Origin of the sequence: Pseudomonas extremorientalis, from assembly GCF_001870465.1 — a bacterium.
Lineage (GTDB): Bacteria > Pseudomonadota > Gammaproteobacteria > Pseudomonadales > Pseudomonadaceae > Aquipseudomonas > Aquipseudomonas extremorientalis.
The window spans coordinates 1-23,657 of the sequence record NZ_MDGK01000059.1; the positions used below are offsets into that span (position 1 = coordinate 1).

A 23,657-nucleotide genomic window follows, 5' to 3' on the forward strand; every position below is an offset into this window, starting at 1 on the left:
ATCGAACCCTCGACAACGGGAGTCACAATCCCGTGCTCTACCAACTGAGCTACGCCCACCATATTGCGTTAACAAAGAAACCAAACCACTTCTTTGTCTAGCCCTACCCCGTTTCTCAACAAGGCCAGGCTTTATTTGGTGCGGATGAAGAGACTCGAACTCTTACGCCTCGCGGCGCTGGAACCTAAATCCAGTGTGTCTACCAATTCCACCACATCCGCGCTTGAAGCTCTTAAAGCAAAGGCGCCAGACGATTAATCTGGCGCCTTTCAAAATATGGGGTGGACGAAGGGGATCGAACCCTCGACAACGGGAGTCACAATCCCGTGCTCTACCAACTGAGCTACGCCCACCATCTGACGCTACTTGTGCCAAAGCTGCCTAATGGCGCACCCGGCAGGACTCGAACCTGCGACCATCCGCTTAGAAGGCGGATGCTCTATCCAGCTGAGCTACGGGCGCCTTATTAATCTGTACTCTTGGAGGATTACAAACTAAGTGCTTCCAGCCTTGCAGAACAACACGCTATTCTGCTCGACCTTCTTAACCAGTGCTAGGCTGTGCCCGACAAGTGCGACGAATAGTATAGACGCCCTCGAAACCCGTCAAATCTTTTTTGAAAAAAATTCATTTTATTTAAGGGGTTAGGGCAATTTGCAGACCAAGCGCCTTTGCCCTCACGCCTTGGCATGCGAGAATGCGCGCACTTTTCTTCCCCCTCTCGATGGTTAATCACGCGTAATGACTGCACAACTTATCGACGGCAAATCAATCGCCGCCAGCCTGCGCCAGCAGATCGCCAAACGAGTCACCGAGCGCAGCCAGCAAGGCCTGCGCACGCCTGGCCTCGCGGTGATCCTGGTCGGCAGCGATCCTGCCTCTCAGGTTTATGTCTCGCACAAGCGTAAAGACTGTGAAGAGGTCGGCTTTATTTCCAAGGCCTACGACTTGCCTTCCGAGACCACCCAGCAGGCCCTTACCGACCTGATCGACGGCCTCAACGACGACCCGAAGATCGATGGCATCCTGCTTCAACTGCCATTGCCCGAGCACCTGGACGCCTCCAAATTGCTGGAGCGCATTCGTCCGGACAAAGACGTCGACGGTTTCCACCCTTATAACGTCGGCCGCCTGGCCCAGCGTATCCCGCTGCTGCGCCCGTGCACGCCGAAGGGCATCATGACCCTGCTGGAAAGCACCGGTGTCGACCTGTACGGCCTCGACGCCGTGGTTGTTGGCGCGTCCAACATCGTCGGTCGTCCGATGGCCATGGAACTGCTGCTGGCCGGCTGCACCGTGACCGTTACCCACCGCTTCACCAAGGACCTCGCCGGCCACGTCGGCCGCGCCGACCTGGTGGTGGTTGCCGCCGGCAAGCCGGGCCTGGTCAAGGGTGAGTGGATCAAGGAAGGCGCCATCGTCATCGACGTGGGCATCAACCGCCAGGAAGACGGCAAGCTGGTCGGCGACGTGGTGTACGAAACCGCCCTGCCCCGCGCCGGCTGGATCACCCCGGTACCCGGCGGTGTCGGCCCGATGACGCGCGCCTGCCTGCTGGAAAACACCCTGTACGCCGCAGAGACCCTGCACGCTTAATAACCGGGTGTACTGAAAAAGCCCTGCCTTATCGCAGGGCTTTTTATTGCCCGTAATAAATCCTGTTTTTTCTTAGTTTTTAAGCACTTTCGTCTGGTTCCAGAAGAACATTCGACACTTTCTGATCCATACTCCTAAAATGTAACGGCATTTATCCAAAAACCGTTCCCGAACGGTATTTCCTTACTTTTTTAGCGAGTTCATCCGCGTGAAAATTCGTCTCTCTATCGTCAGCCTATTTTTTGCGTTTACAGGCACTTTCGCTCATGCCGCCGAAACCACCCAGGCCCCGCGTGATACCTCCAAACTGCAAATCGCCTCCGGCAGCGCCATGCTGGTGGACCTGCAGACCAACAAGGTCATCTATTCCAGCAACCCTGACGTGGTGGTGCCGATCGCCTCGGTGAGCAAGTTGATGACCGGCCTGGTGGTGCTGGAAGCCAAGCAGAACATGGATGAATACATCGATATCAACATCAAGGACACGCCGGAAATGAAAGGCGTGTTTTCCCGGGTGAAAATCGGCAGCGAGATGCCACGCAAAGAAATGCTGCTGATCGCCTTGATGTCCTCGGAGAACCGCGCCGCCGCGAGCCTGGCGCACCACTATCCAGGCGGTTACCCGGCGTTTATTGCCGCGATGAACGCCAAGGCCAAGGCGCTGGGCATGACCAGCACTCACTATGTGGAACCCACCGGCCTGTCGATCCACAACGTGTCCACCGCCCGTGACCTGAGCAAACTGCTCGCCGCCGCGCGTCACTACCCCTTGCTGAGCCAATTGAGCACCACCAAGGAAAAGACCGTGTCGTTCCGCAAGCCCAACTACACCCTGGGCTTCTCCAACACCGACCACCTGATCAACCGCGCCAATTGGGACATCAAGCTGACCAAGACCGGCTTCACCAACCAGGCCGGCCACTGCCTGGTGCTGGTGACCAGCATGGGCAACCGCCCGGTGTCATTGGTGATCCTGGACGCTTTCGGCAAATTCACCCACTTTGCCGATGCCAGCCGTATCCGCAATTGGGTTGAAACCGGCAAGAGCGGGTCGGTGCCGGATGTGGCGTTGCGCTACAAGGCCGACAAGAACCTGAAAAATCGGCCGAATGCTGCAGAAGCGCGTCGATAACCGACCATAAAAAACGGCGCTTGATAGCGCCGTTTTTTATTTGCGTTCCGCCAACACCTTCAGCGCCTGCGCCGCCGCCCGCTCCTGCCCGGCCTGGGCCGTTGCGTCAGCCGCATCCCGCCAGCGCTGCGCGTCGACATTGGCTGGCAACTGGCTCGGGCGCTGGGTGAGGATTGCCCAGTTTCCGGCGCTTTTCCATTTTGACTCGAAGTCGCCGAAGCTCATCAACAGGCGCCGATCCATGCCTGAGCGCAGCAGCACCGTGCTTTTCTGCTGATTGAACCCCACCACTACCACGTAGTGCGCGTCGGACCACAGCCCGCCACCAATCCGCGCCATCACCGGATAACCCGCCGCGACCTGTGCCAGCACCGCCGTCAGCTTCGCATCCAGCGGGTACACCATCAGCCCGTACTCACGCGCCAGTACCTGCATGTTGCGCTCAAGGTCCGCTTCACCGCCCGGCAGATGCAGTGGCTTATCCAGCAACCCCGGTGTCATGACAATGCCTTGTTGCGACAGCATGCTGGCTAACGATGTAGGACCGCTCTGATAAGCCTCGCTGCGAAAGGTCGGCACGCCATTGAGTTCGACTCGCTCCGGCAGGCCCGCCAGCCTCGACGGTGCGGAGGAACAGGCCGCGAGGCCCAGGGCACAAGCAATTAACAAGGATGTTTTCAGGTTCGACCGTAACCGCAATTTTCTACTCTCTTGATCGAGTGCCGGTAAGGGCCCTGATCATAGCCCAATCGCGATTGTGCAGGGGGCGTGGATATAGCAAAGAAGTTGGTCGCACTCGACCATTGGTCAATAGCAGGCAACCGCCAGGTAGCTAGACTGTCCATTGAGAAGACTGTGTGTGCCCCCTGCGGGGCGAAAGGAGGCCCGAATGAGCCTTGCAACGACGATTTTCCTGTTGATCTGCGGTTGGCTGGCGGTAGCCGGCGCCATGCTGTGGGGGGTGTTGCGCATTACCCGCCGGCACCATCACCCCCACGTCAAACCGACGGCACCCGCCAAGCCTCACAAGGCCGCGGTGCATCACGCCTAGCCTGGCATGCAATTGAAGTCCTGAGTGGCCGCAACTTCCTTGCCGTGCCCGTCCATCAAGGACGCACGCACGGTAGTACCCAGGCTGGATTCGACCAGGGTGTAGTGCTCACCCGCCTTGAAATGCTTGTACTCGACACGCCCCTGGCAGTCTTGCTGATTATCGTCGCCGGGTTCTTCCTCGAACAGCGTCACATCCAGGCGATGATCGCCTGGTGGCACTTCAAAAAAGCGCCCGTCATCCACGCGCTTGCCATCTACCCGCTCGGCCATCAGGTCATTCGGCGCTTCTTCTTTCAGACCGATCCACGCTTCGCTCGGGTCAGCCTTGGGGATCGGGCCGGCACATGCCGACAACAACAGCACAGCACCAAGGGCAGGAATCAACAATAAAGGTTTGAGTGACATGGCAGGGCTCCAAAGAAAGACAATGTGTCCGATGGGTTGCAAGCTTGAGGAGCTGCCCTTTGTAGAACAAATGAATACATATGAAACGATCTTCAGCCCTAACCTAAATGTTCCTTCACCTGGCTGAAAGGTGCGTGTTAGGTGGGTCGCGTGAGACTGCCGGGGTTTGCAATCCTGCTCCTTCCGGAGGTTTCACGCATGCTCGGGCTGGTAAAGACCGCACTGCAAAAGCCATACACCTTTATCGTGTTGGCCATCTTCATCTGCATCATCGGGCCAATGGCGGCCCTGCGTACCCCTACTGATGTTTTCCCGGATATCGGCATCCCCGTGGTCGCCGTGGTCTGGCAGTACAACGGCCTGTCGCCGGACGCCATGGCCGGCCGGGTGATCTACACCTACGAACGCTCCCTGAGCACCACCGTCAACGACATCGAACATATCGAATCGCAATCGCTGCCCGGCATGGGCATCGTCAAGATCTTCTTCCAGCCCGGCGTGGATATCCGCACCGCCAATGCCCAAGTGACGGCGGTTTCACAAACTGTACTCAAGCAAATGCCACCGGGCATCACGCCGCCGCTGATCCTCAACTACAGCGCCTCCACGGTGCCGATCCTGCAAATGGCGTTCTCCAGCCCCAGCCTCTCGGAAGCCAAGATCCGCGACCTGGTGCAGAACAACATTCGCTTGCCGCTCAGTTCCCTGCCCGGCCTGGCCATGCCGACACCGATGGGTGGCAAGCAACGCCAGATCACCCTCGACCTCGACCCGCAGGCGCTGGCTGCCAAAGGCCTGTCGGCGCAGGACGTGGGTAACGCCCTGGCACTGCAAAACCAGATCATCCCGGTGGGCACCGCCAAACTCGGCCCCGACGAATACACGATCCTGCTCAACAACAGCCCCAAGGCCATCGATGAACTCAACGACCTGCCGATCAAGACCGTCGACGGTGCGCTGATCACGATTGGCCAGGTGGCGCACGTGCGTGACGGCTCGCCACCGCAGACCAATATTGTGCGCGTCGACGGCCACCGCGCCGTGCTGATGCCGGCGCTGAAAAACGGCAGCATTTCCACCCTGTCGATCATCGACGGCATCCGCCAGATGTTGCCGCGCATCAACGAAACCCTGCCGCCATCGCTGAAGACCTCGCTGCTCGGCGACGCATCGGTGTTCGTCAAGCAATCGGTGGGCAGCGTGGCCCAGGAAGGCATCATTGCCGCGCTGCTGACCAGTGCGATGATCCTGCTGTTCCTCGGCAGCTGGCGCTCGACGCTGATCATCGCCGCATCAATTCCCTTGGCCGTGCTCTCGGCCATCGCGTTGCTGGCGGCCAGCGGGCAAACCCTCAACGTGATGACGTTGGGCGGGCTGGCGCTGGCCGTGGGCATCCTGGTGGACGACGCCACGGTGACCATCGAAAACATCAACTGGCATCTGGAGCAAGGCAAGGCGGTGAAGACCGCGATCCTCGACGGTGCCGCGCAAATTGTCGGCCCAGCGTTCGTCTCGCTGCTGTGCATCTGCATCGTGTTCGTGCCGATGTTCCTGCTGCAAGGCATCGCCGGTTACCTGTTCCGGCCGATGGCCCTGGCGGTGATCTTTGCCATGGCCAGTTCGTTCATCCTCTCGCGGACGCTAGTGCCGACCCTGGCGATGTTCCTGCTCAAGCCGCACACGCCGGAGCCAGGCGCTGGGCATCACCCGGAAGATGAATTCATCAACCACCACGAGGGTGAACAGCACCCGAAACCGCGCAATCGCGTGCTGCAATCGGTGCTGAATTTCCAGCAGGGCTTCGAGCGTCACTTCTCGAACATCCGCGACACCTACCACGGCTTGCTGACCTTGGCGCTGGGCAATCGCAAGCGTTTTATCGTCGGCTTCCTGGCCTGTGTGCTGGCGTCGTTCCTGCTGCTGCCGAGCCTGGGCCAGGATTTTTTCCCGGCTACCGACGCAGGCGCCCTGGCCCTGCACGTACGCTTGCCACTGGGCACGCGTATCGAAGAAAGCGCCGCGGCCTTCGACCGCATCGAAGCGCGGATCCGCGAAGTGATCCCCGCCGAAGAGTTGGACACCATCGTCGACAACATCGGCATTCCGCTCAGCGGCATCGACATGGCCTACAGCAGCAGCGGCACCATCGGTCCGCAGGATGGCGATATACAGGTCACCCTGAAAAAGGACCATGCGCCCACCGCCGATTACGTGAAAAAACTGCGTGAAGCCCTGCCGCAAAGTTTCCCCGGCAGACACTTTGCGTTCCTGCCGGCGGACATCAGCAGCCAGATTCTCAACTTCGGCGCCCCGGCTCCGCTGGACGTGAAGATCTCCGGGCGCAGTGATGAAGAAAACCGCGCCTATGCAGTGGAGCTTGAGCGACGCCTGCGAAACGTACCGGGCATCGCCGACCTGCGTATCCAGCAATCCACCGGCTACCCGTCGCTGCAGGTGAACGTCGACCGTCTGCGCGCCAATGGCCTGGGTATCACCGAGCGCGACGTGACCAACAGCATGGTGGCGTCCCTCGCCGGCAGTTCACAGGTGGCACCGACCTTCTGGCTCAACCCGGCCAACGGTGTGTCCTATTCCATCGTCGCGGCCACCCCGCAATACCGCCTCGACAGCCTGCCCTCGCTGGAAGCCCTGCCGGTGACCGGTGCTAACGGCCAGTCGCAGATCCTCGGCGGTGTAGCCACCATCTCCCGCGTGCAGAGCCCGGCGGTGGTGACCCACTACAACATCGAGCCGACCCTGGACCTGTATGCCAACGTGCAAGGCCGCGACCTCGGCGGCGTGGCCCGTGACGTTCAGAAAGTGCTGGATGACACCGCCTCCATGCGCCCCAAAGGCGCGGTGATCAGCCTGCATGGGCAGATCGATGCACTGCATGAAGCGTTCAGCGGCTTGAGTTTTGGCCTGCTCGGTGCGGTGGTGCTGATCTACCTGCTGATCGTGGTCAACTTCCAATCATGGGTCGACCCGTTCGTGATCATCACCGCCTTGCCGGCGGCGCTGGCGGGGATCGTGTGGATGCTGTTCCTCAGCGACACGTCCTTGTCGGTGCCGGCATTGACCGGGGCGATCCTGTGCATGGGCGTCGCCACCGCCAACTCGATCCTGGTGGTGAGTTTCTGCCGCGAACGCCTGGCCGAACATGGCGATGCATTGAAGGCGGCGCTGGAAGCCGGCTACACGCGTTTTCGTCCGGTGTGCATGACCGCCCTGGCGATGATCATCGGCATGTTGCCCCTGGCGATGTCCGAAGAACAGAACGCCCCGCTCGGCCGTGCGGTGATCGGTGGCCTGATCCTCGCCACCACGGCCACCCTGTTGTTTGTACCCGTGGTCTTCAGCCTGGTCCACGGTCGTCACCCTAATCGTGCTACAGCTGGAGAAACGTCTCATGTCGTCTGATCACAAACCCTCGCGCAAGCGTCTGATGCTCATGGGTGTCGGCGGCCTGACCCTGGCCGCCCTGTTGGTCGCCAACGGCCTGCACGCCCGTACCTTGCACGAACAGTCGGTCACGGCCTGGACCGAGACCGCCGCCATCCCGCAGGTGATGGTGTTCCAACCGCAGCAGAATGCGGCCGGCGATACCCTGCGCCTGCCCGCGCACCTGGAAGCCTGGAGCAAGGCACCGATCCATGCGCGGGTCAGCGGCTACCTCAAGGACTGGAAAGCCGACATCGGGACGCGGGTCGAAGCCGGGCAAATCCTTGCCGAGATCGACAGCCCCGACCTCGACCAACAACTGGCGCAGGCCCACGCACGCCTGGTGCAGGAACAGGCCAACGCACGCCTGGCCGCCACCACCGCCACGCGCTGGCAGAACTTGCTGGCGAGCCACTCGGTGTCGCGCCAGGAAGCCGATGAGAAAACTTCCAATGCCGCCGCCGCCAAAGCCAACGCCGAGGCCGCTGCTGCCGACTACGCCAGGCTGACCGCACTGGAAAGCTACAAGACTATCCGCGCGCCGTTCGCCGGCACCATCACCGCACGTAACACCGATATCGGCCAGTTGATCAAGGCCGACACCGACAGCGACCCGGAGCTGTTCAACATCGCCGACACCCACCAACTGCGCCTGTATGTACCGGTGCCGCAGAACTACGCCGCGGTCATCCACCCCGGCCTTGAAGCCGAGCTGACGGTACCCGAGCATCCTGGCGAGCACTTCAAGGCGCGCCTGATCGGCGACTCCACTGCCATCGACCGGCGCTCCGGCACCCTGCTCGCGCAGTTCGTGGCCGACAACCCCAACGGCGAGCTGCTGCCCGGCGATTACGCCGAAGCGACCCTGCCGATCCCGGCGGACACCCATGGCGTGAGCATCCCGGCCAGCGCGTTGATCTTCCGCGCCCAGGGCACGCAAGTGGCGGTGCTGGATGCGCAGAATCATGTGCACTTGCAAGGCATCCATATCGGCCTCGACCTCGGTGAACGCCTGGTCATCGACCAGGGCCTGAAACCCGCCGACCGCGTGGTCGACAACCCGCCCGACGCCCTGCGCGAAGGCGACCCGGTGCAACTGGCCGACGCCGCTGGAGGTACGCATGCGCCCAAGGCTTAATCCCCTCGTTGCACTGATGCTGCTGGCGTTACAGGGTTGCTCTATGGCGCCCACCTACAAGGTGCCGCCGATTGACCTGCCTGCGCACTACCGCGAACAGACCAGCGACGGTCCCTGGCACAGCGCGCAACCGTCCGACCAATTGGCGCCCGAATGGTGGAAGCTCTACCACGACCCGCGCCTGAACGACCTGCAACAGCAACTGCTCAAGGCCAACCCGGACCTGGCGGCGGCACTGGCGCACTTCGATGCGTCCCAGGCGTACGCCAGCCAACTGCATGCCGGGCTGTTCCCGCAGATCACCGCCAGCGCACAGCCGTTGCGCCAGCGCCAATCGGATTCACGGCCGCTACGCGGGACCACGCAGCCGTCGGTGTACAACAGCAATAGCGCAGGGTTTTCGTTGAGTTACGACCTGGACCTGTGGGGCAAAATCCGCAACCAGGTGGCGGCGGGTGACGCCCAGGCGCAAGCGTCGGGTGACGACCTGGCGGTGGCGCGCCTGAGCTTGCAGCATCAACTGGCGAGCCTGTATGTGCAGCTCAATGGGCTGGATGCACAGGCGCGGATTCTCAAGCGTTCGCTGGATGATTTCAGCCAGGCCCTGCAACTGACCCGCAGCCGGTATGAGGGCCAGATCGCCTCGGAGCTGGACCTGACGCGTGCACAGAACCAACTGGCCGAAGCCAAGGCGCAGCTGGATGAAGTCCGCGGGCAACGCAACCTGACCGAGCATGCCATCGGTGAACTGGTGGGCGTGGCGGCCAGCGAGTTCTCCGTGCCGCCGAGCCCGCAATTGATTGCACTGCCGGGCATTCCATCGCAGCTGCCAAGCCATCTCCTGCAACGTCGGCCGGATATTGCAGCGGCGGAACGGCGGGTGTTTGCCGCCAACGCCAACATCGGCGTAGCGAAGGCAGCGTGGTATCCGGATTTCAGCCTGACCGGGTTGATTGGCGGGCAGACGCAGGGCGTCGGCAACCTGCTGTCCGCCGGTAATCGCTACTGGGCGCTGGGGCCGCTGGTGAACCTGCCGATCTTTGACGGGGGCCGCCTGAGCGCCAACGAGCGCCAGGCCAAAGCCGAATTCGAAGAGGCATCGGCACACTACCGCAGCCAGGTGCTGAAGGCCGTGCGCGAGGTGGAAGATAACCTGGGGCAATTGCGAGATCTGCAGCAGGAAGCCTTGGATGAGCAGGCAGCAGCGGACGCGGCGCAGCACACCCAGGCGCTGGCGATGAACAGCTACGAGGCGGGGGCCGTGAGTTATCTGGATGTGGTGACGGCGCAGACGGCAGCGTTACAGGCGCAGCGCACCTTGCAGGCGGTGCAGACGCGGCAGTTGCAGGCGAGTGTGGGGTTGGTGACGGCGCTTGGCGGTGGCTGGCAGCCGGGCGCCTGATACGGTGGGTCAGTCACATAACTGTCAACTGAACTACCGCAATCGGGGGCAAGCCCCCTCCCACACTTGTCCTGTGCCAGACACACAATGTATGAACGCCGCAGAACCAATGTGGGAGGGGGCTTGCCACTTCCACCCTGCTCCTGTGCCAGACACACAATGTATGAACGCCGCTGAACCAATGTGGGAGGGGGCTTGCCCCTTCCACCCTGCTCCTGTGCCAGACACACAATGTATGAACGCCGCAGAACCAATGTGGGAGGGGGCTTGCCCCCGATGGCGTTCTTCCAGACACATCCTGCCAAAGGCCGGCCAATCAGCCTTTTACACACCGATCTAGCCTCTCTGAACACACCTTGAGAGGGCCAGGGAATGGCAGATTTACCCGCTTCACATCGGCTGCGCATCGGACGCTTCAGCGAACCCAACCGCATCTACCTGATCACCACCAACACCCACGAACGCCTACCGATATTCAGCGACTTCCACCTCGGTCGACTGGTGGTCTGGCAGTTTCGCCTGGCTCAGTACCGAGGGCTCGCAAACTCGCTGGCGTGGGTGATCATGCCTGACCACTTTCATTGGCTTATTGAGTTGAAAAAAGACTCGTTGGCGGACCTGATGCGGCAGGTAAAATCCAAGAGCACGCGGTCCGTCAACGGCCTAAGCGGACGCAAGGGAAGACTCTGGCAGGAAAGCTTCCACGACCGGGCACTGCGCAAGGAAGATGACCTGGTGAAAATGGCCAGGTACGTGGTGGCTAACCCATTGAGGGCAGGGTTGGTAGAGAAGATTGGCGACTACCCGCTGTGGGATGCAATCTGGATATAAAGCTGAACACACACTCATTGTGGGAGGGGGCTTGCCCCCTCCCACATTTTTTACTGCATTTCAGGCGGCCAGCTTGCCGCTGGCGATAGCGGCTGACGCTGCAACCATCGCCCGCAACAACACCGCACATCCCGCCGCCAGGTCATCCGGTGCGGCATTCTCGATTTCGTTGTGGCTGATGCCGCCCTCGCACGGCACGAAAATCATCCCCGCCGGGCCCAGTTCGGCGACGAAGATCGCGTCGTGCCCTGCCCCGCTGACGATATCCATGTTCGACAAGCCCAGGCCATTGGCGGCATTGCGCACCGCGTCTACGCAGCCCTGATCGAAATACAGCGGCGGGAAGTCAGCGGTGGGCTCCATCTCGAAACTGAGCCCATGCTTGGTGCATGTGTCCTCAATGACCTTGCGCACCTCACTGATCATCGAGTCCAGGCGCGCCGGCTCCAGGTGACGAAAATCCAGGGTCATGCGCACTTCACCGGGAATGACGTTGCGCGATCCCGGATAAGCCTGCAGGCAACCCACCGTCCCACATGCATGAGGTTGGTGCGCCAATGCGGCTGCGTTCACCGCCGCCACCACCGCTGCCGCGCCCACCAGAGCATCCTTGCGCAGGTGCATCGGCGTCGGCCCCGCATGCGCCTCGACGCCGCGCAGTTTCAGGTCGAACCACTTCTGCCCCAAGGCGCCGAGCACCACACCAATCGTCTTCTTCTCATCCTCAAGAATCGGCCCTTGTTCGATATGCGCCTCGAAATACGCTCCCACCTTGTGCCCGCTGACCGGCCGCGAGCCCGCGTAGCCAATCGCATTCAGCGCATCGCCCACACTGACGCCATCCACATCGACCTTGGCCAAGGTATCGGCCAGGGTGAATTTCTCGGCAAACACCCCCGAGCCCATCATGCAGGGCGGAAAACGCGAGCCTTCTTCGTTGGTCCACACCACCACTTCCAACGGAGCCTCGGTCTCCAACTTGAGGTCATTGAGCGTCCGCAGCACTTCCACCCCTGCCAGCACGCCAAAGCAACCGTCAAACTTGCCGCCGGTGGGCTGGGTGTCGATATGGCTGCCGGTCATCACCGGCGGCAGGTCAGGGTTGCGTCCGGGGCGGCGGGCGAAGATATTGCCGATGCCGTCGACGGTCACGGTGCAGCCGGCGTCTTCGCACCACTGCACGAACAGATCGCGGGCCTTGCGGTCGAGGTCGGTGAGGGCCAAGCGACACACCCCCCCCTTGGGCGTGGCGCCGAGCCTGGCCAGGTCCATCAGCGATTGCCACAGGCGGTCGCGGTTGATGTGCTGATGGGTGGATTGCAGAACGTCCAGGGCAGCGTTCATGGGGATCTCCTCAGGCTACATTTCTTCTTATGGATTGACGGTGACCGGCGTGGCCCCGCGCTTGGCATTCAGGCCGTAATACAGCAACCCACCCAGCGCCGAACCGGTAAACCAGCCATAGCTGTAGAACCAGCTGAACGCATCGCTGCCCAACGACAGCAAGGTCAGCACCACCGGCACGCCGAAGGCGATGAAACCGCTCCAGTTCCATGCCGGGTAAACGTCATCGCGATACAGGCCGGCCAAGTCCAGTTGCTGTTTGCGGGTGATGAAATAGTCCACCACCATGATCCCGGCGATCGGCCCCAGCAGGCTGGAATAGCCAAGCAACCAGTTGGAGTAGACGGTCTCCAGGCTCACCTCGGAAACGATCAGGCCGAGTTTCTTCAGCAGCTCATGGGCCATCAACGCCAGCCCGACCAGGCCGGTGAGGATCACCGCCGTGGTGCGGTTGATCAGCTTGGGCGCGATGTTCTGGAAGTCATTGGTGGGCGAGACAATGTTCGCGGCGGTGTTGGTGGACAAGGTGGCGACGATGATCAGCGCCATGGCCACGGCCACCCACACCGGGCTCTGGATATGCCCGATCAGTGTCACCGGATCGGACACGCTCACGCCCACCAGTTTCACCGAAGCGGCGGTCATGATCACGCCGAGGGCGGCGAACAGGAACATGGTCAGCGGCAGGCCGAAAATCTGCCCGAGAATCTGGTCCTTCTGGCTTTTGGCGTAGCGGCTGAAATCGGGAATGTTCAGTGACAAGGTGGCCCAGAACCCTACCATCGCGGTGAGCCCGGCCATGAAGTAACCGGTCAGGCTCGCACCCTCGGGACGCTTGGGCGGGATCGCCATCAATTCGCTGATCGACACGTTGGGCATCGCCCACACCAGCAGGCCGATGCCCACCGCCACCAGCAACGGCGCCGACAAGGTTTCCAGGCGCTTGATCGATTCGGCGCCACGCAGCACCACCCACAGGTTCAGGCACCAGAAAATCATGAAACCGATCACCTCGCCGGTGCCGCCAAGGGACTTCCACCCCTCGAAGATCGAGCCCAGGAACAGGTGGATCGCCAGCCCGCCAAACATGGTCTGGATACCAAACCAGCCACAGGCCACCAACGCCCTGATCAGGCACGGCACATTGGAGCCGAGGATGCCGAATGACGACCGCAACAACACCGGAAACGGTATGCCGTACTTGGTGCCCGGAAAGGCGTTCAGCGTCAGCGGAATCAGCACCACGATGTTCGCGAGCAGGATCGCCATCAGCGCCTCGCCCACCGACAGCCCGAAGTACGCAGTGAGCACGCCACCCAGCGTATACGTGGGCACGCAGATCGACATACCGACCCACAGCGCGGTGATGTGCCACTTGTTCCAGGTGCGTTCGTGCACCTTGGTCGGTGCCATGTCGTGGTTGTAGCGAGGGCTGTCGAGGACGTCGGGGCCGGCGTCGAGTTCGTACAGGCCGTTGCGTTCAATGACTTGCGATCTGTTCTGTTGCATGGCCGCTCCACGGTTTTTTCGAATTATTGTTGCGCGCCTGCAGTTGGGTGCAGGCGGCCGGAGTACCTCGTAAACAACATGACATCACGGGCCCGGCCAGCCGCCTCTGCACTCAATAACCGTGCCGACAAGCGTTACCGCACCCTCACCGCTTATATAACGTGCTGATGTTTATCAGCTTTCCGATTGCGCCTTCGGTACTTGCCGCCTTACTCAGGCTAAATAGTGCGGAAGTTGCCCGAACCATCAGGACTCAATCTGGTGCAACACAATTATTTTTATTTCCCCTACCCGTCAAGAGGCATGTCTCAAGCGTCTGATTTGCAATAGGAAATGTTGCTCAATTCAAGAACCTGTCAAGTGCGTCAAAATGGTGAGAGGTCGCTACATTTTGGTGATTATTGATTTTTATCCTTAAAAATCAATATGTTGAAAACGATATATGCTTATAAAAAATCTTCTTGCCCAATCGAAAAACTCGGGCTAGTTTCTATTCCTGTCACCGATGACAGGAATTAACCGACCATCGGCAAGCAGCAATACAACACTTAGAACTGGCACAAGCCGGTCAAGCCTGTGAGGAACTCGACATGTCGCTGTTGATCCGTGGCGCCACCGTTATTACCCATGATGAAAGTTACCGCGCCGATGTGTTATGCGCAGGCGGTCTGATCCGGGCTATTGGTACGAACCTGGATATTCCCGCCAGCACTGAAATACTCGATGGCAGCGGCCAATACCTGATGCCCGGCGGCATCGATCCCCACACCCATATGCAATTGCCCTTCATGGGCACCGTGGCCAGTGAAGACTTTTTCAGCGGTACGGCGGCGGGCCTGGCGGGAGGCACCACGTCGATCATCGACTTCGTCATTCCCAACCCGCAGCAATCCTTGCTGGAAGCCTTTCACCAATGGCGCGGCTGGGCGGAAAAGTCCGCCTCCGATTACGGCTTCCATGTGGCGATCACCTGGTGGAGCGAGCAGGTGCGCGAGGAAATGGCCGAGCTGGTCAGCCACCACGGCATCAACAGCTTCAAGCACTTCATGGCCTACAAGAACGCGATCATGGCGGCGGACGACACCCTGGTCGCCAGCTTCGAGCGCTGCCTGGAACTGGGCGCAGTGCCCACCGTGCATGCGGAAAACGGCGAGCTGGTGTATCACCTGCAACGCAAGCTGATGGCCCAGGGCATCACCGGGCCGGAAGCGCACCCGCTGTCACGTCCGTCGCAGGTGGAAGGTGAAGCGGCCAGCCGGGCGATCCGCATCGCCGAGACCCTCGGCACGCCGTTGTACCTGGTGCATGTGTCCACCAAAGAAGCGCTGGACGAAATCACCTACGCCCGTGCCAAAGGCCAGCCGGTCTACGGTGAAGTCCTCGCCGGGCACCTGTTGCTCGACGACAGCGTCTACCAACACCCCGACTGGCAGACCGCTGCCGGCTACGTGATGAGCCCGCCGTTCCGACCCCGCGGGCACCAGGACGCGCTTTGGCACGGCCTGCAATCGGGCAACCTGCACACCACCGCCACCGACCACTGCTGCTTCTGCGCCGAGCAAAAAGCCGCCGGGCGCGACGACTTCAGCAAGATCCCCAATGGCACCGCCGGTATCGAAGACCGCATGGCGCTGTTGTGGGATGAAGGCGTGAACACCGGGCGCCTGTCGATGCAGGAGTTCGTGGCGCTGACCTCCACCAACACTGCGAAGATCTTCAACCTCTACCCGCGCAAAGGTGCGATTCGCGTGGGTGCGGATGCCGACCTGGTGCTGTGGGACCCACAGGGCACGCGGACCATTTCCGCCAAGACCCATCACCAGCAGGTCGACTTCAACATCTTCGAAGGCAAGACCGTACGCGGTGTGCCCAGCCACACCATCAGCCAGGGCAAGCTGGTCTGGGCCGATGGCGATCTGCGCGCCGAGCGCGGGGCCGGGCGTTATGTGGAGCGGCCGGCGTATCCGCCGGTGTTCGAGCAGTTGAGCAAGCGGGCTGAGTATTCCAGGCCAGTGGCTGTGAAGCGCTGAGACCGCTATCGGGGGCAAGCCCCCTCCCACACTTGACCGCGTTGATCCTGTTGGAATGGGGTCAATGTGGGAGGGGGCTTGCCCCCGATGAGGCCAGTGCAAGCAACAAAAAACCAATGCCCATCAGAGGCAGCACCTCAATAACCGTGAGGCCAACACCGTGATCCAGACCCTGACCCACCTCCCCCATCCCGTTGAGGATGGACCGACACTCGCCAGCCATTTCACCGACCTGGCGCCGCCCCTCAACGCCCGCCAGGCTCAACTGGAAGCCTCGCGCTGCCTGTATTGCTACGACGCGCCCTGCGTGAACGCGTGCCCCAGCGAAATCGATATCCCGTCGTTCATCCGCAACATCCACACCGAAAACGTGCAAGGCGCGGCGCAGAAGATTCTCTCGGCCAATATCCTCGGCGGCAGTTGCGCGCGGGTGTGCCCCACCGAAATCCTGTGCCAGCAAGCCTGCGTGCGTAACAACGCCGAAGAATGCGCTCCGGTGCTGATCGGCCTGTTGCAACGCTACGCCATCGACAACGCGCACTTCAGCGAACACCCCTTCCACCGCGCCGCGCCCACCGGCAAGCGGATTGCCGTGGTCGGTGCCGGGCCTGCCGGTCTGTCTTGTGCCCATCGCAGTGCCATGCACGGTCACGACGTGGTGATTTTCGAAGCCCGGGAAAAAGCCGGCGGCCTGAATGAATACGGGATCGCCAAGTACAAACTGGTGGATGACTTTGCGCAGAAGGAGCTGGATTTCCTCTTGCAGATCGGCGGTATCGAGATCCGCCACGGCCAGCGCCTGGGGGACAACCTGACCTTGAGCGACCTGCACCAGCACTTCGATGCGGTGTTCCTCGGCCTCGGCCTTGCCGCCAGCAAACAGCTCGGCTTGCCGAATGAAGACGCGCCCGGCCTGCTCGCCGCCACCGACTACATCCGCGAGCTGCGCCAGGCCGACGACCTCACCCAACTGCCCCTGGCCGATCGCTGCATCGTGCTTGGCGCCGGTAACACCGCCGTCGACATGGCCGTGCAAATGGCCCGCCTCGGCGCCCGCGATGTGAACCTGGTGTACCGCCGCGGCCTGGCGGACATGGGCGCCACCCACCACGAACAGGATATCGCCAAGGCCAACCAGGTGCGCCTGCTGACCTGGGCCCAGCCCGAAGCCGTGCTGCTGGATGACCTGGGTCATGTACGCGGCATGCGCTTCCTGCGCACGCGCATGGAAAACGGTCGCCTGCACCCCACCGGTGAAACCTTCGAACTGGCCGCCGACGCAATCTTCAAAGCCATCGGCCAGGGTTTCGATAACGAGGCCCTGCGCGACCCGTTGGCCGAGCAACTGCACCGGGTCGGCGAGCGTATTTTCGTCGACGAACAGCTGCGCACCAGCATTCCCGGGGTGTACGCCGGCGGCGATTGCGTCAGCCTCGGCCAGGACCTCACCGTGCAGGCGGTGCAACACGGCAAGCTGGCCGCCGAAGCCATGCACGCCCAACTCATGCTGACTGTGGAGGCTGCGTAATGGCCGATCTCTCGATTGTGTTCGCCGGTATCAAGGCCCCCAACCCTTTCTGGCTGGCCTCCGCGCCGCCCACCGACAAAGCCTACAACGTGGTCCGCGCCTTCGAAGCCGGCTGGGGCGGCGTGGTGTGGAAAACCCTGGGCGAAGACCCGGCGGCGGTCAACGTGTCGTCACGCTACTCGGCGCACTACGGCGCCAACCGGGAAGTGCTGGGCATCAACAATATCGAGCTGATCACCGACCGCTCGCTGGAGATCAACCTGCGGGAAATCACCCAGGTGAAAAAGGACTGGCCCGACCGTGCACTCATCGTGTCGCTGATGGTGCCGTGCGTCGAAGAGTCCTGGAAAAACATCCTGCCGCTGGTTGAAGCCACGGGTTGCGACGGCATCGAGCTGAACTTCGGCTGCCCCCACGGCATGCCCGAACGCGGCATGGGCGCGGCGGTGGGCCAGGTGCCGGAGTACGTGGAACAGGTGACGCGCTGGTGCAAGACGTACTGCTCGCTGCCAGTGATCGTCAAGCTCACCCCGAACATCACCGATATCCGCGTAGCAGCGCGGGCGGCGTACCGCGGCGGTGCGGATGCGGTGTCACTGATCAACACCATCAACTCCATCACCAGCGTGGACCTGGAACGCATGGTCGCCCTGCCGGTAGTCGGCACCCAGAGCACCCACGGCGGTTACTGCGGTTCGGCGGTGAAGCCGATTGCGCTGAACATGGTCGCCGAAATCGCCCGCGACCCGCAGACCCAGGGCCTGCCGATCTGCGGCATTGGCGGCATCGGCAACTGGCGCGATGCGGCGGAGTTCGTCGCCCTGGGCTGCGGCGCGGTGCAGGTGTGCACGGCGGCAATGCTGCATGGCTTTCGCATTGTGGAGGAAATGAAGGACGGGCTGTCGCGCTGGATGGACACCCAGGGTTACACCAGCCTGCAGGAGTTCTCCGGGCGAGCGGTGGGCAACACCACGGATTGGAAGTACCTGGATATCAACTACCAGGTGATCGCCAGGATCGATCAGGCCGCCTGCATTGGCTGCGGGCGTTGCCATATCGCCTGCGAAGACACCTCGCACCAGGCCATTGCCAGCCTGAAACAGGCGGATGGCACGCATAAATATGAGGTGATCGACGATGAGTGCGTGGGCTGCAACCTATGCCAGATCACCTGTCCGGTGGCCGATTGCATCGAGATGGTACCGATAGACACCGGCAAGCCGTTTTTGAATTGGACGCAGGATCCGAGGAATCCCTACCGGGAGGCTGTGTAGGCCTTTAGACCGGCATCGGGGGCAAGCCCCCTCCCACATTCGACCGCATTCTTTCAGGTGAAATGCAGTCAGGTGTGGGAGGGGGCTTGCCCCCGATGAGGCCCTCAGCCCCAACAAAGATCAAGGCTCCAACCCAATCCCCCGCAAAATCACACTGGTCACCGTCTGGATCGCCTTCTCGAACTGCATATCTGACAACGGCTGGTGATCATTCAAGATTTTTACCTGGTGATCAAAGTCCGCATAGTGCTGGGTCGAGGCCCAGATCATGTACAGCAGGCTCGATGGCTCCACCGGCAGGATGCGTTTGTCCTCCACCCATTGGCGAATTTTCGCTTCCTTCATCTTGGCCCAGTCGTACAGGCTTTCATCTAGCGCCTCACCCAGGGTCGGCGCGCCGTGGATGATTTCGTTGGCCCAGACTTTCGAACCATACGGCCGCGTGCGCGAGCGCTGCATCTTGGCGCGGATGTAGCTGCTGAGCACCACCCGGGGGTCGTCGAAGGTCTCGAAGCTCAGGGCGTCCTGCTTCCACACTTCCAGCAGGTCGAACAGCACGGCGCTGTACAGCTCGCTCTTGGTGGTGAAGTAGTAATGCAGGTTGGAGCGCGGCAGTTGCACTTCTTCAGCGATGTCGGCCATGGCGGTGCTGCCGTAGCCTTTTTCGGCGAAGATTTTCTCCGCGGCCAGCAGGATTTTTTCGACGTTGACCCGACGAATTCCGATCTTGTGATTGCCCATAAGGGCTCCCTGACAACAACTTGGCTTAAAGACTACCATCGGCTCTAGATCGGGGCGACAGGCCATAGTGAAACTTCTGACGCGAACCTTTCCCCCGGAAATCGGATTGGTTAGGATCGCGGTCCCCATGAAGGATCATTGCAATGACTATTCGACCTCGTGTGGCCACCGACGACCCCGTGCTGGGAGCACTGTGGGAACGCTCGGTGCGCGCCACCCATGACTTCCTCCCCGAGGATGACATTCAACGTTTGCTGCCCCTGGTACGCGACACCTACCTGCCGATGCCTGCCCTGGAAGTGTGGGTGTATGAAGATCAACAAGGCATCGCCGGTTTTATCGGTACCGGCGGGAACAATGTGGAGATGCTGTTTATCGACCCCGAGCGTCGTGGCCAGGGCATCGGCCGCCAGTTGCTGGACCACGCCCGTGCCCGTCACGACACGCTCACCGTCGATGTAAACGAACAAAACCCACAAGCCGTGGGGTTCTACCTGCACTATGGTTTTATCCAGGTCGCGCGCTCGCCGCTGGATGGCGAAGGCAAGCCCTTTCCCTTGCTGCACATGGCTCTACCGACTCCCTGACCCCGAAGGTATTGAACAATGTTGATCAAGAAAAGCCTCACCACCCTCGCCCTGCTCGCCTCCTTGCTCGGCGCCTCGGCAGCGTTTGCCCACGCCCACCTCAAGGCTGCGGAGCCAGCGGCCGACAGCAGCGTCGCTGCGCCCAAGGACCTGCGCCTGACCTTCAGCGAAGGCGTCGAAGCCACCTTCACCAAGGTGTCCCTGAGCAAGGACGGCACCGAAATCGCGATCAAGGGCCTGGAAACGCCGGACGCCGACAAGAAAGTGCTGGTGGTCACCCCGGCCGCCCCGTTGGCCGCCGGCACCTACAAAGTGGTGTGGAACGCGGTCTCGGTCGACACCCACAAGAGCAACGGCGAATACAGCTTCAAAGTCGGCCAGTAACCCATGGCTACCCTGCTGGTGCTGTGCCGTTTCCTGCATTTCAGCGTCGTGTTGTTGATGTTCGGGGCCTGCGCATTCAGGCCCTGGCTGCTCGGCGCTGCACCGCAACCGGCGCTGGACCGACAACTTGAGCGGATCACCCGGGGGCTGGCCTGGCTGGGGCTGGGCTCCGGTCTCGCCTGGCTGTTACTGATCACCGCGAGCATGGCCGGCCGCTGGGACGCGGCATTGCAGCCGGCCACCGTACAGCTGGTGCTGGGCAAGACCTTCTTTGGCCAGGTGTGGGTGTGGCATCTGTTGCTGAACCTGCTGCTGGTGATCGTGTTGGTCAAACCATGGCCGATGATGCGCCTGCCAGTGATCGCACTGCTGCTGGCGACACTGGCACCGGTCGGCCATGGCGCCATGCTGGACGGACTCAGCGGCAGATTGCTGATCCTCAATCAGGTGGTGCACCTGGTGTGTGTCGGTGCCTGGCTCGGCGGGTTGCTGCTGTTGGTGTTGATCCTGCGCCAATCCCCGCCTGTTGCGCTGGAGCCGATCCTGCGACGGTTCAGCGGTGTGGGTTATGGCCTGGTCGCCGGCTTGCTGGTGACTGGCTTGATCAACGTGCGTGTACTCACCGGGCAACTGTGGCCTACACCGTTGTTCAACGGGTTCGCCCTGATTCTGTTGATCAAGGTGCTGCTGGTGCTGGGCATGTTGGCCCTGGCGCTGCTGAACCGGCTGCGTATCGAGCGCTGTGAAGAACGCCTGGGCAGCCTGAAGGCCAGCGTGAAGCTGGAGTGGGTGCTGGGGATTGCCGCCGTCGCCGCCGTTTCCCTCCTGGGCACCTTGCCGCCGATGCTCATGGTTGACTGAAACACACCGTCATCGGGGGCAAGCCCCCTCATACATTGAACCTCCACACCGAGCAGGTCATCGTATAACTTCTACTTGACAGCGCCTGAAAACCTCGCAAATATCGCACTCAATGTTGTACGACAACGTATGACAAATAATAAAAACAACAAAAGAAAGGGAGCTTCACTGTGAGTTCACTCGCCCGCAATTCCTCCGTTCGCCTGGGTGTTATCGGCCTCGGCAGCCTGGCCTTCACCTTGCCCCTCGCCGCTTCGGCAGAAGGCTTCGTCGACGATGCCAAAGCCACGCTCAACCTGCGCAACGCCTACTTCAACCGCAACTTCACCAACCCGAGCAACCCTCAGGGCAAGGCCGAAGAGTGGACGCAGAACTTCATCCTCGATGCCAAGTCCGGCTACACCACAGGCACGGTGGGCTTCGGTATTGATGTGCTGGGCCTGTATTCGCAAAAGCTCGATGGCGGTAAAGGCACCGGCGGTACGCAGTTGCTGCCGATCCACAGCGATGGTCGCCCGGCCGATAACTTCGGACGCCTGGGTGTGGCGCTGAAAACCAAGCTGTCGAAGACCGAGCTGAAAGTCGGCGAATGGATGCCGGTACTGCCGATCCTGCGCTCCGACGATGGCCGTTCCCTGCCCCAGACCTTCCGTGGCGGCCAGGTCACGTCCAATGAGATCGCCGGCCTGACCCTCTACGGCGGGCAGTTTCGCGGCAACAGCCCGCGCAACGACGCGAGCATGGAAGACATGTTCATGAACGGCAAGGCCGCGTTCACCTCCGACCGTTTCAACTTTGGTGGTGGCGAATACAGCTTCAACGACAAACGCACCCAGGTCGGCGTGTGGTATGCCGAACTCACCGACATCTACCAGCAGCAGTATTTCAACCTGACCCACAGCCAACCCGTGGGCGACTGGACCCTGGGCGCCAACCTCGGCTTTTTCACCGGCAAGGAAGATGGCAGCGCGCTGGCCGGCGACCTCGACAACAAGACCGCCTTCGCCCTGCTCTCGGCCAGGTACAACGGCAACACCTTCTATGTAGGCCTGCAAAAACTCACCGGCGACAGCGTGTGGATGCGGGTCAATGGAGCCAGCGGCGGCACCCTGGCCAACGACAGCTACAACGCCAGCTACGACAACGCCAAGGAGAAATCCTGGCAGGTGCGCCATGACTTCAACTTCGTGGTGCTCGGCATTCCGGGGCTGACCCTGATGAACCGCTACATCAGCGGCAGCAACGTTCACACCGGGGCGATCACCGATGGCAAGGAATGGGGTCGCGAATCGGAGTTGGCCTACACCGTACAGAGCGGTGCACTCAAGGACTTGAACGTGCGCTGGCGCAACTCGACCATGCGTCGGGATTTCAGCAATAACGAGTTCGACGAGAACCGGCTCTTTATCAGCTACCCGATTTCGCTGCTGTAGGTTTCGGACCGGGCGCAGACGTCGAGTCAATGCATATCCCGCATTTGAAACCCCATCGTCTGTATTAGCGTTGACAACCCAGGGAATCCCTAACGATACTTCGATATAGTCATACGACAACCTACAACAACAATGGAACCCTCATGACCACTTCCACAACCACGCCTGTTCCATTCAACCGCCTGCTGCTCACCGGTGCTGCCGGCGGCCTCGGCAAAGTCCTGCGCGAACGCCTGCGCCCCTACGCCAACGTGCTGCGCCTGTCGGACATCGCCAACATGGCGCCGGCCGCCGACGCGTCCGAAGAAGTGCAGACCTGCGACCTTTCCGACAAGCAAGCTGTGCACCACCTGGTGGAAGGCGTCGACGCCATCCTGCACTTCGGCGGCGTATCGGTTGAGCGTTCGTTCGAAGAAGTGCTCGGCGCCAATATCTGCGGGATTTTCCATATCTACGAAGCCGCCCGCCGCCACGGCGTGAAGCGTGTGATCTTCGCCAGTTCCAACCATGTGATCGGCTTCTACAAGCAGGGTGAACAGCTCGACGCCCACTCGCCGCGCCGCCCGGACAGCTACTACGGCTTGTCCAAGTCCTACGGCGAAGACATGGCCAGTTTCTACTTCGACCGCTATGGCATCGAGACCGTGAGCATCCGCATCGGCTCGTCGTTCCCGGAGCCGCAGAACCGCCGGATGATGCACACCTGGCTGAGTTTCGATGACCTCACACAGTTGCTGGAACGTGCGCTGTACACGCCCAACGTCGGCCATACCGTGGTGTACGGCATGTCGGATAACCTCGACACCTGGTGGGACAACCGCTACGCCGCGCACCTGGGCTTTGCGCCCAAGGACAGCTCGGAAGTGTTCCGCGCCCAGGTCGAGACCCAGCCACCCGTGGCCGCCGATGACCCGGCCAAGGTCTACCAGGGTGGCGCGTTCTGCGCGGCCGGGCCGTTCGGGGACTGA

General features: G+C 61.3%; 20 protein-coding genes and 3 tRNA genes. 15 read left to right on the forward strand and 8 right to left on the reverse strand.

Annotated features, from left to right (window positions below; translation table 11 throughout):
• Positions 1 to 136: 136 nt before the first annotated feature.
• The 3 genes from BFN10_RS25560 to BFN10_RS25570 form a co-directional block, all read right to left on the reverse strand.
• A tRNA-Leu gene (locus BFN10_RS25560) sits at positions 137 to 221 on the reverse strand.
• Positions 222 to 277: 56 nt separating this feature from the next.
• Positions 278 to 353: transfer RNA gene (locus BFN10_RS25565), tRNA-His, on the reverse strand.
• A 32-nt stretch (positions 354 to 385) separates the two neighbouring features.
• Positions 386 to 462 (reverse strand) — tRNA-Arg (locus BFN10_RS25570).
• Between the two features lie 279 nt (positions 463 to 741).
• Here BFN10_RS25570 and folD point away from each other — a divergent pair.
• Positions 742 to 1,596 carry a bifunctional methylenetetrahydrofolate dehydrogenase/methenyltetrahydrofolate cyclohydrolase FolD gene (gene folD, locus BFN10_RS25575; protein WP_071492047.1) on the forward strand — a complete coding sequence of 285 codons (855 nt, stop codon included), beginning with the start codon at positions 742 to 744 and terminating at the stop codon, positions 1,594 to 1,596.
• A 208-nt stretch (positions 1,597 to 1,804) separates the two neighbouring features.
• Positions 1,805 to 2,728 carry a D-alanyl-D-alanine endopeptidase gene (gene pbpG / locus BFN10_RS25580; RefSeq protein ID WP_071492048.1) on the forward strand — a complete coding sequence of 308 codons (924 nt, stop codon included), beginning with the start codon at positions 1,805 to 1,807 and terminating at the stop codon, positions 2,726 to 2,728.
• Positions 2,729 to 2,764: 36 nt separating this feature from the next.
• Here the strand turns inward: pbpG and BFN10_RS25585 are convergent, their stop codons facing one another.
• Positions 2,765 to 3,427, reverse strand: coding sequence for a C39 family peptidase (locus tag BFN10_RS25585; protein WP_071492049.1), 663 nt, complete (start codon positions 3,425 to 3,427; stop codon positions 2,765 to 2,767).
• Between the two features lie 190 nt (positions 3,428 to 3,617).
• Here BFN10_RS25585 and BFN10_RS29535 point away from each other — a divergent pair, with 190 nt between their 5' ends.
• On the forward strand, positions 3,618 to 3,779 hold the full coding sequence (locus BFN10_RS29535) for a hypothetical protein (protein WP_165447913.1): 162 nt from the start codon (positions 3,618 to 3,620) through the stop codon (positions 3,777 to 3,779).
• On the opposite strand, the gene BFN10_RS25590 is transcribed toward BFN10_RS29535, so the two are convergent.
• Complete coding sequence (locus BFN10_RS25590; RefSeq protein WP_058426814.1) at positions 3,776 to 4,186, reverse strand: PA0061/PA0062 family lipoprotein; 411 nt, start codon at positions 4,184 to 4,186, stop codon at positions 3,776 to 3,778. The genes BFN10_RS29535 and BFN10_RS25590 overlap by 4 nt on opposite strands.
• Positions 4,187 to 4,384: 198 nt before the next feature.
• On the opposite strand from BFN10_RS25590, the gene BFN10_RS25595 reads away from it, so the two are divergent.
• From BFN10_RS25595 to BFN10_RS25610, 4 genes are all read left to right on the forward strand, one after another.
• Positions 4,385 to 7,606, forward strand: a complete 3,222-nt coding sequence (locus BFN10_RS25595; RefSeq protein WP_071492050.1) for an efflux RND transporter permease subunit — start codon at positions 4,385 to 4,387, stop codon at positions 7,604 to 7,606.
• Complete coding sequence (locus tag BFN10_RS25600; protein ID WP_071492051.1) at positions 7,596 to 8,765, forward strand: efflux RND transporter periplasmic adaptor subunit; 1,170 nt, start codon at positions 7,596 to 7,598, stop codon at positions 8,763 to 8,765. The genes BFN10_RS25595 and BFN10_RS25600 overlap by 11 nt, the downstream gene beginning before the upstream one ends.
• The gene (locus BFN10_RS25605) at positions 8,749 to 10,167 is read left to right on the forward strand and encodes an efflux transporter outer membrane subunit (protein WP_071492052.1); all 1,419 of its coding nucleotides are present in this window, start codon (positions 8,749 to 8,751) and stop codon (positions 10,165 to 10,167) included. The genes BFN10_RS25600 and BFN10_RS25605 overlap by 17 nt, the downstream gene beginning before the upstream one ends.
• A 372-nt stretch (positions 10,168 to 10,539) precedes the next feature.
• Positions 10,540 to 10,998 carry an REP-associated tyrosine transposase gene (locus BFN10_RS25610; protein WP_071492053.1) on the forward strand — a complete coding sequence of 153 codons (459 nt, stop codon included), beginning with the start codon at positions 10,540 to 10,542 and terminating at the stop codon, positions 10,996 to 10,998.
• Positions 10,999 to 11,058: 60 nt separating this feature from the next.
• Here the strand turns inward: BFN10_RS25610 and BFN10_RS25615 are convergent, their stop codons facing one another.
• Both BFN10_RS25615 and BFN10_RS25620 read right to left on the reverse strand, forming a co-directional pair.
• Positions 11,059 to 12,342 carry a Zn-dependent hydrolase gene (locus BFN10_RS25615; RefSeq protein WP_071492054.1) on the reverse strand — a complete coding sequence of 428 codons (1,284 nt, stop codon included), beginning with the start codon at positions 12,340 to 12,342 and terminating at the stop codon, positions 11,059 to 11,061.
• 27 nt (positions 12,343 to 12,369) lie between these two features.
• Positions 12,370 to 13,851 (reverse strand): NCS1 family nucleobase:cation symporter-1, encoded by a 1,482-nt coding sequence (locus BFN10_RS25620; protein WP_071492055.1) that lies wholly within the window; start codon positions 13,849 to 13,851, stop codon positions 12,370 to 12,372.
• A 590-nt stretch (positions 13,852 to 14,441) separates the two neighbouring features.
• On the opposite strand from BFN10_RS25620, the gene hydA reads away from it, so the two are divergent.
• From hydA to preA, 3 genes are all read left to right on the forward strand, one after another.
• Positions 14,442 to 15,881 (forward strand): dihydropyrimidinase, encoded by a 1,440-nt coding sequence (hydA, locus tag BFN10_RS25625; RefSeq protein ID WP_071492056.1) that lies wholly within the window; start codon positions 14,442 to 14,444, stop codon positions 15,879 to 15,881.
• A 160-nt stretch (positions 15,882 to 16,041) separates the two neighbouring features.
• Positions 16,042 to 17,409, forward strand: coding sequence for an NAD(P)-dependent oxidoreductase (locus BFN10_RS25630; RefSeq protein WP_071492057.1), 1,368 nt, complete (start codon positions 16,042 to 16,044; stop codon positions 17,407 to 17,409).
• Positions 17,409 to 18,683 carry an NAD-dependent dihydropyrimidine dehydrogenase subunit PreA gene (gene preA, locus BFN10_RS25635; protein ID WP_071492058.1) on the forward strand — a complete coding sequence of 425 codons (1,275 nt, stop codon included), beginning with the start codon at positions 17,409 to 17,411 and terminating at the stop codon, positions 18,681 to 18,683. The genes BFN10_RS25630 and preA overlap by 1 nt, the downstream gene beginning before the upstream one ends.
• Positions 18,684 to 18,803: 120 nt before the next feature.
• Here preA and BFN10_RS25640 read toward each other — a convergent pair whose 3' ends face one another.
• Positions 18,804 to 19,424 carry a TetR/AcrR family transcriptional regulator gene (locus BFN10_RS25640; RefSeq protein ID WP_025854871.1) on the reverse strand — a complete coding sequence of 207 codons (621 nt, stop codon included), beginning with the start codon at positions 19,422 to 19,424 and terminating at the stop codon, positions 18,804 to 18,806.
• Between the two features lie 143 nt (positions 19,425 to 19,567).
• Here BFN10_RS25640 and BFN10_RS25645 point away from each other — a divergent pair, with 143 nt between their 5' ends.
• From BFN10_RS25645 to BFN10_RS25665, 5 genes are all read left to right on the forward strand, one after another.
• On the forward strand, positions 19,568 to 20,011 hold the full coding sequence (locus BFN10_RS25645) for a GNAT family N-acetyltransferase (RefSeq protein WP_071492059.1): 444 nt from the start codon (positions 19,568 to 19,570) through the stop codon (positions 20,009 to 20,011).
• Between the two features lie 18 nt (positions 20,012 to 20,029).
• Positions 20,030 to 20,395: a copper homeostasis periplasmic binding protein CopC gene (gene copC / locus BFN10_RS25650; protein WP_058426824.1), complete on the forward strand. Its 366-nt coding sequence runs from the start codon at positions 20,030 to 20,032 to the stop codon at positions 20,393 to 20,395.
• Positions 20,396 to 20,398: 3 nt separating this feature from the next.
• Positions 20,399 to 21,256: a copper homeostasis membrane protein CopD gene (copD, locus tag BFN10_RS25655; RefSeq protein ID WP_071492060.1), complete on the forward strand. Its 858-nt coding sequence runs from the start codon at positions 20,399 to 20,401 to the stop codon at positions 21,254 to 21,256.
• 170 nt (positions 21,257 to 21,426) lie between these two features.
• Positions 21,427 to 22,689, forward strand: a complete 1,263-nt coding sequence (locus BFN10_RS25660; protein ID WP_071492061.1) for an OprD family porin — start codon at positions 21,427 to 21,429, stop codon at positions 22,687 to 22,689.
• A gap of 143 nt (positions 22,690 to 22,832) precedes the next feature.
• Entirely contained in the window at positions 22,833 to 23,657 is an 825-nt protein-coding gene (locus BFN10_RS25665) for an NAD-dependent epimerase/dehydratase family protein (protein WP_071492062.1), read from the forward strand.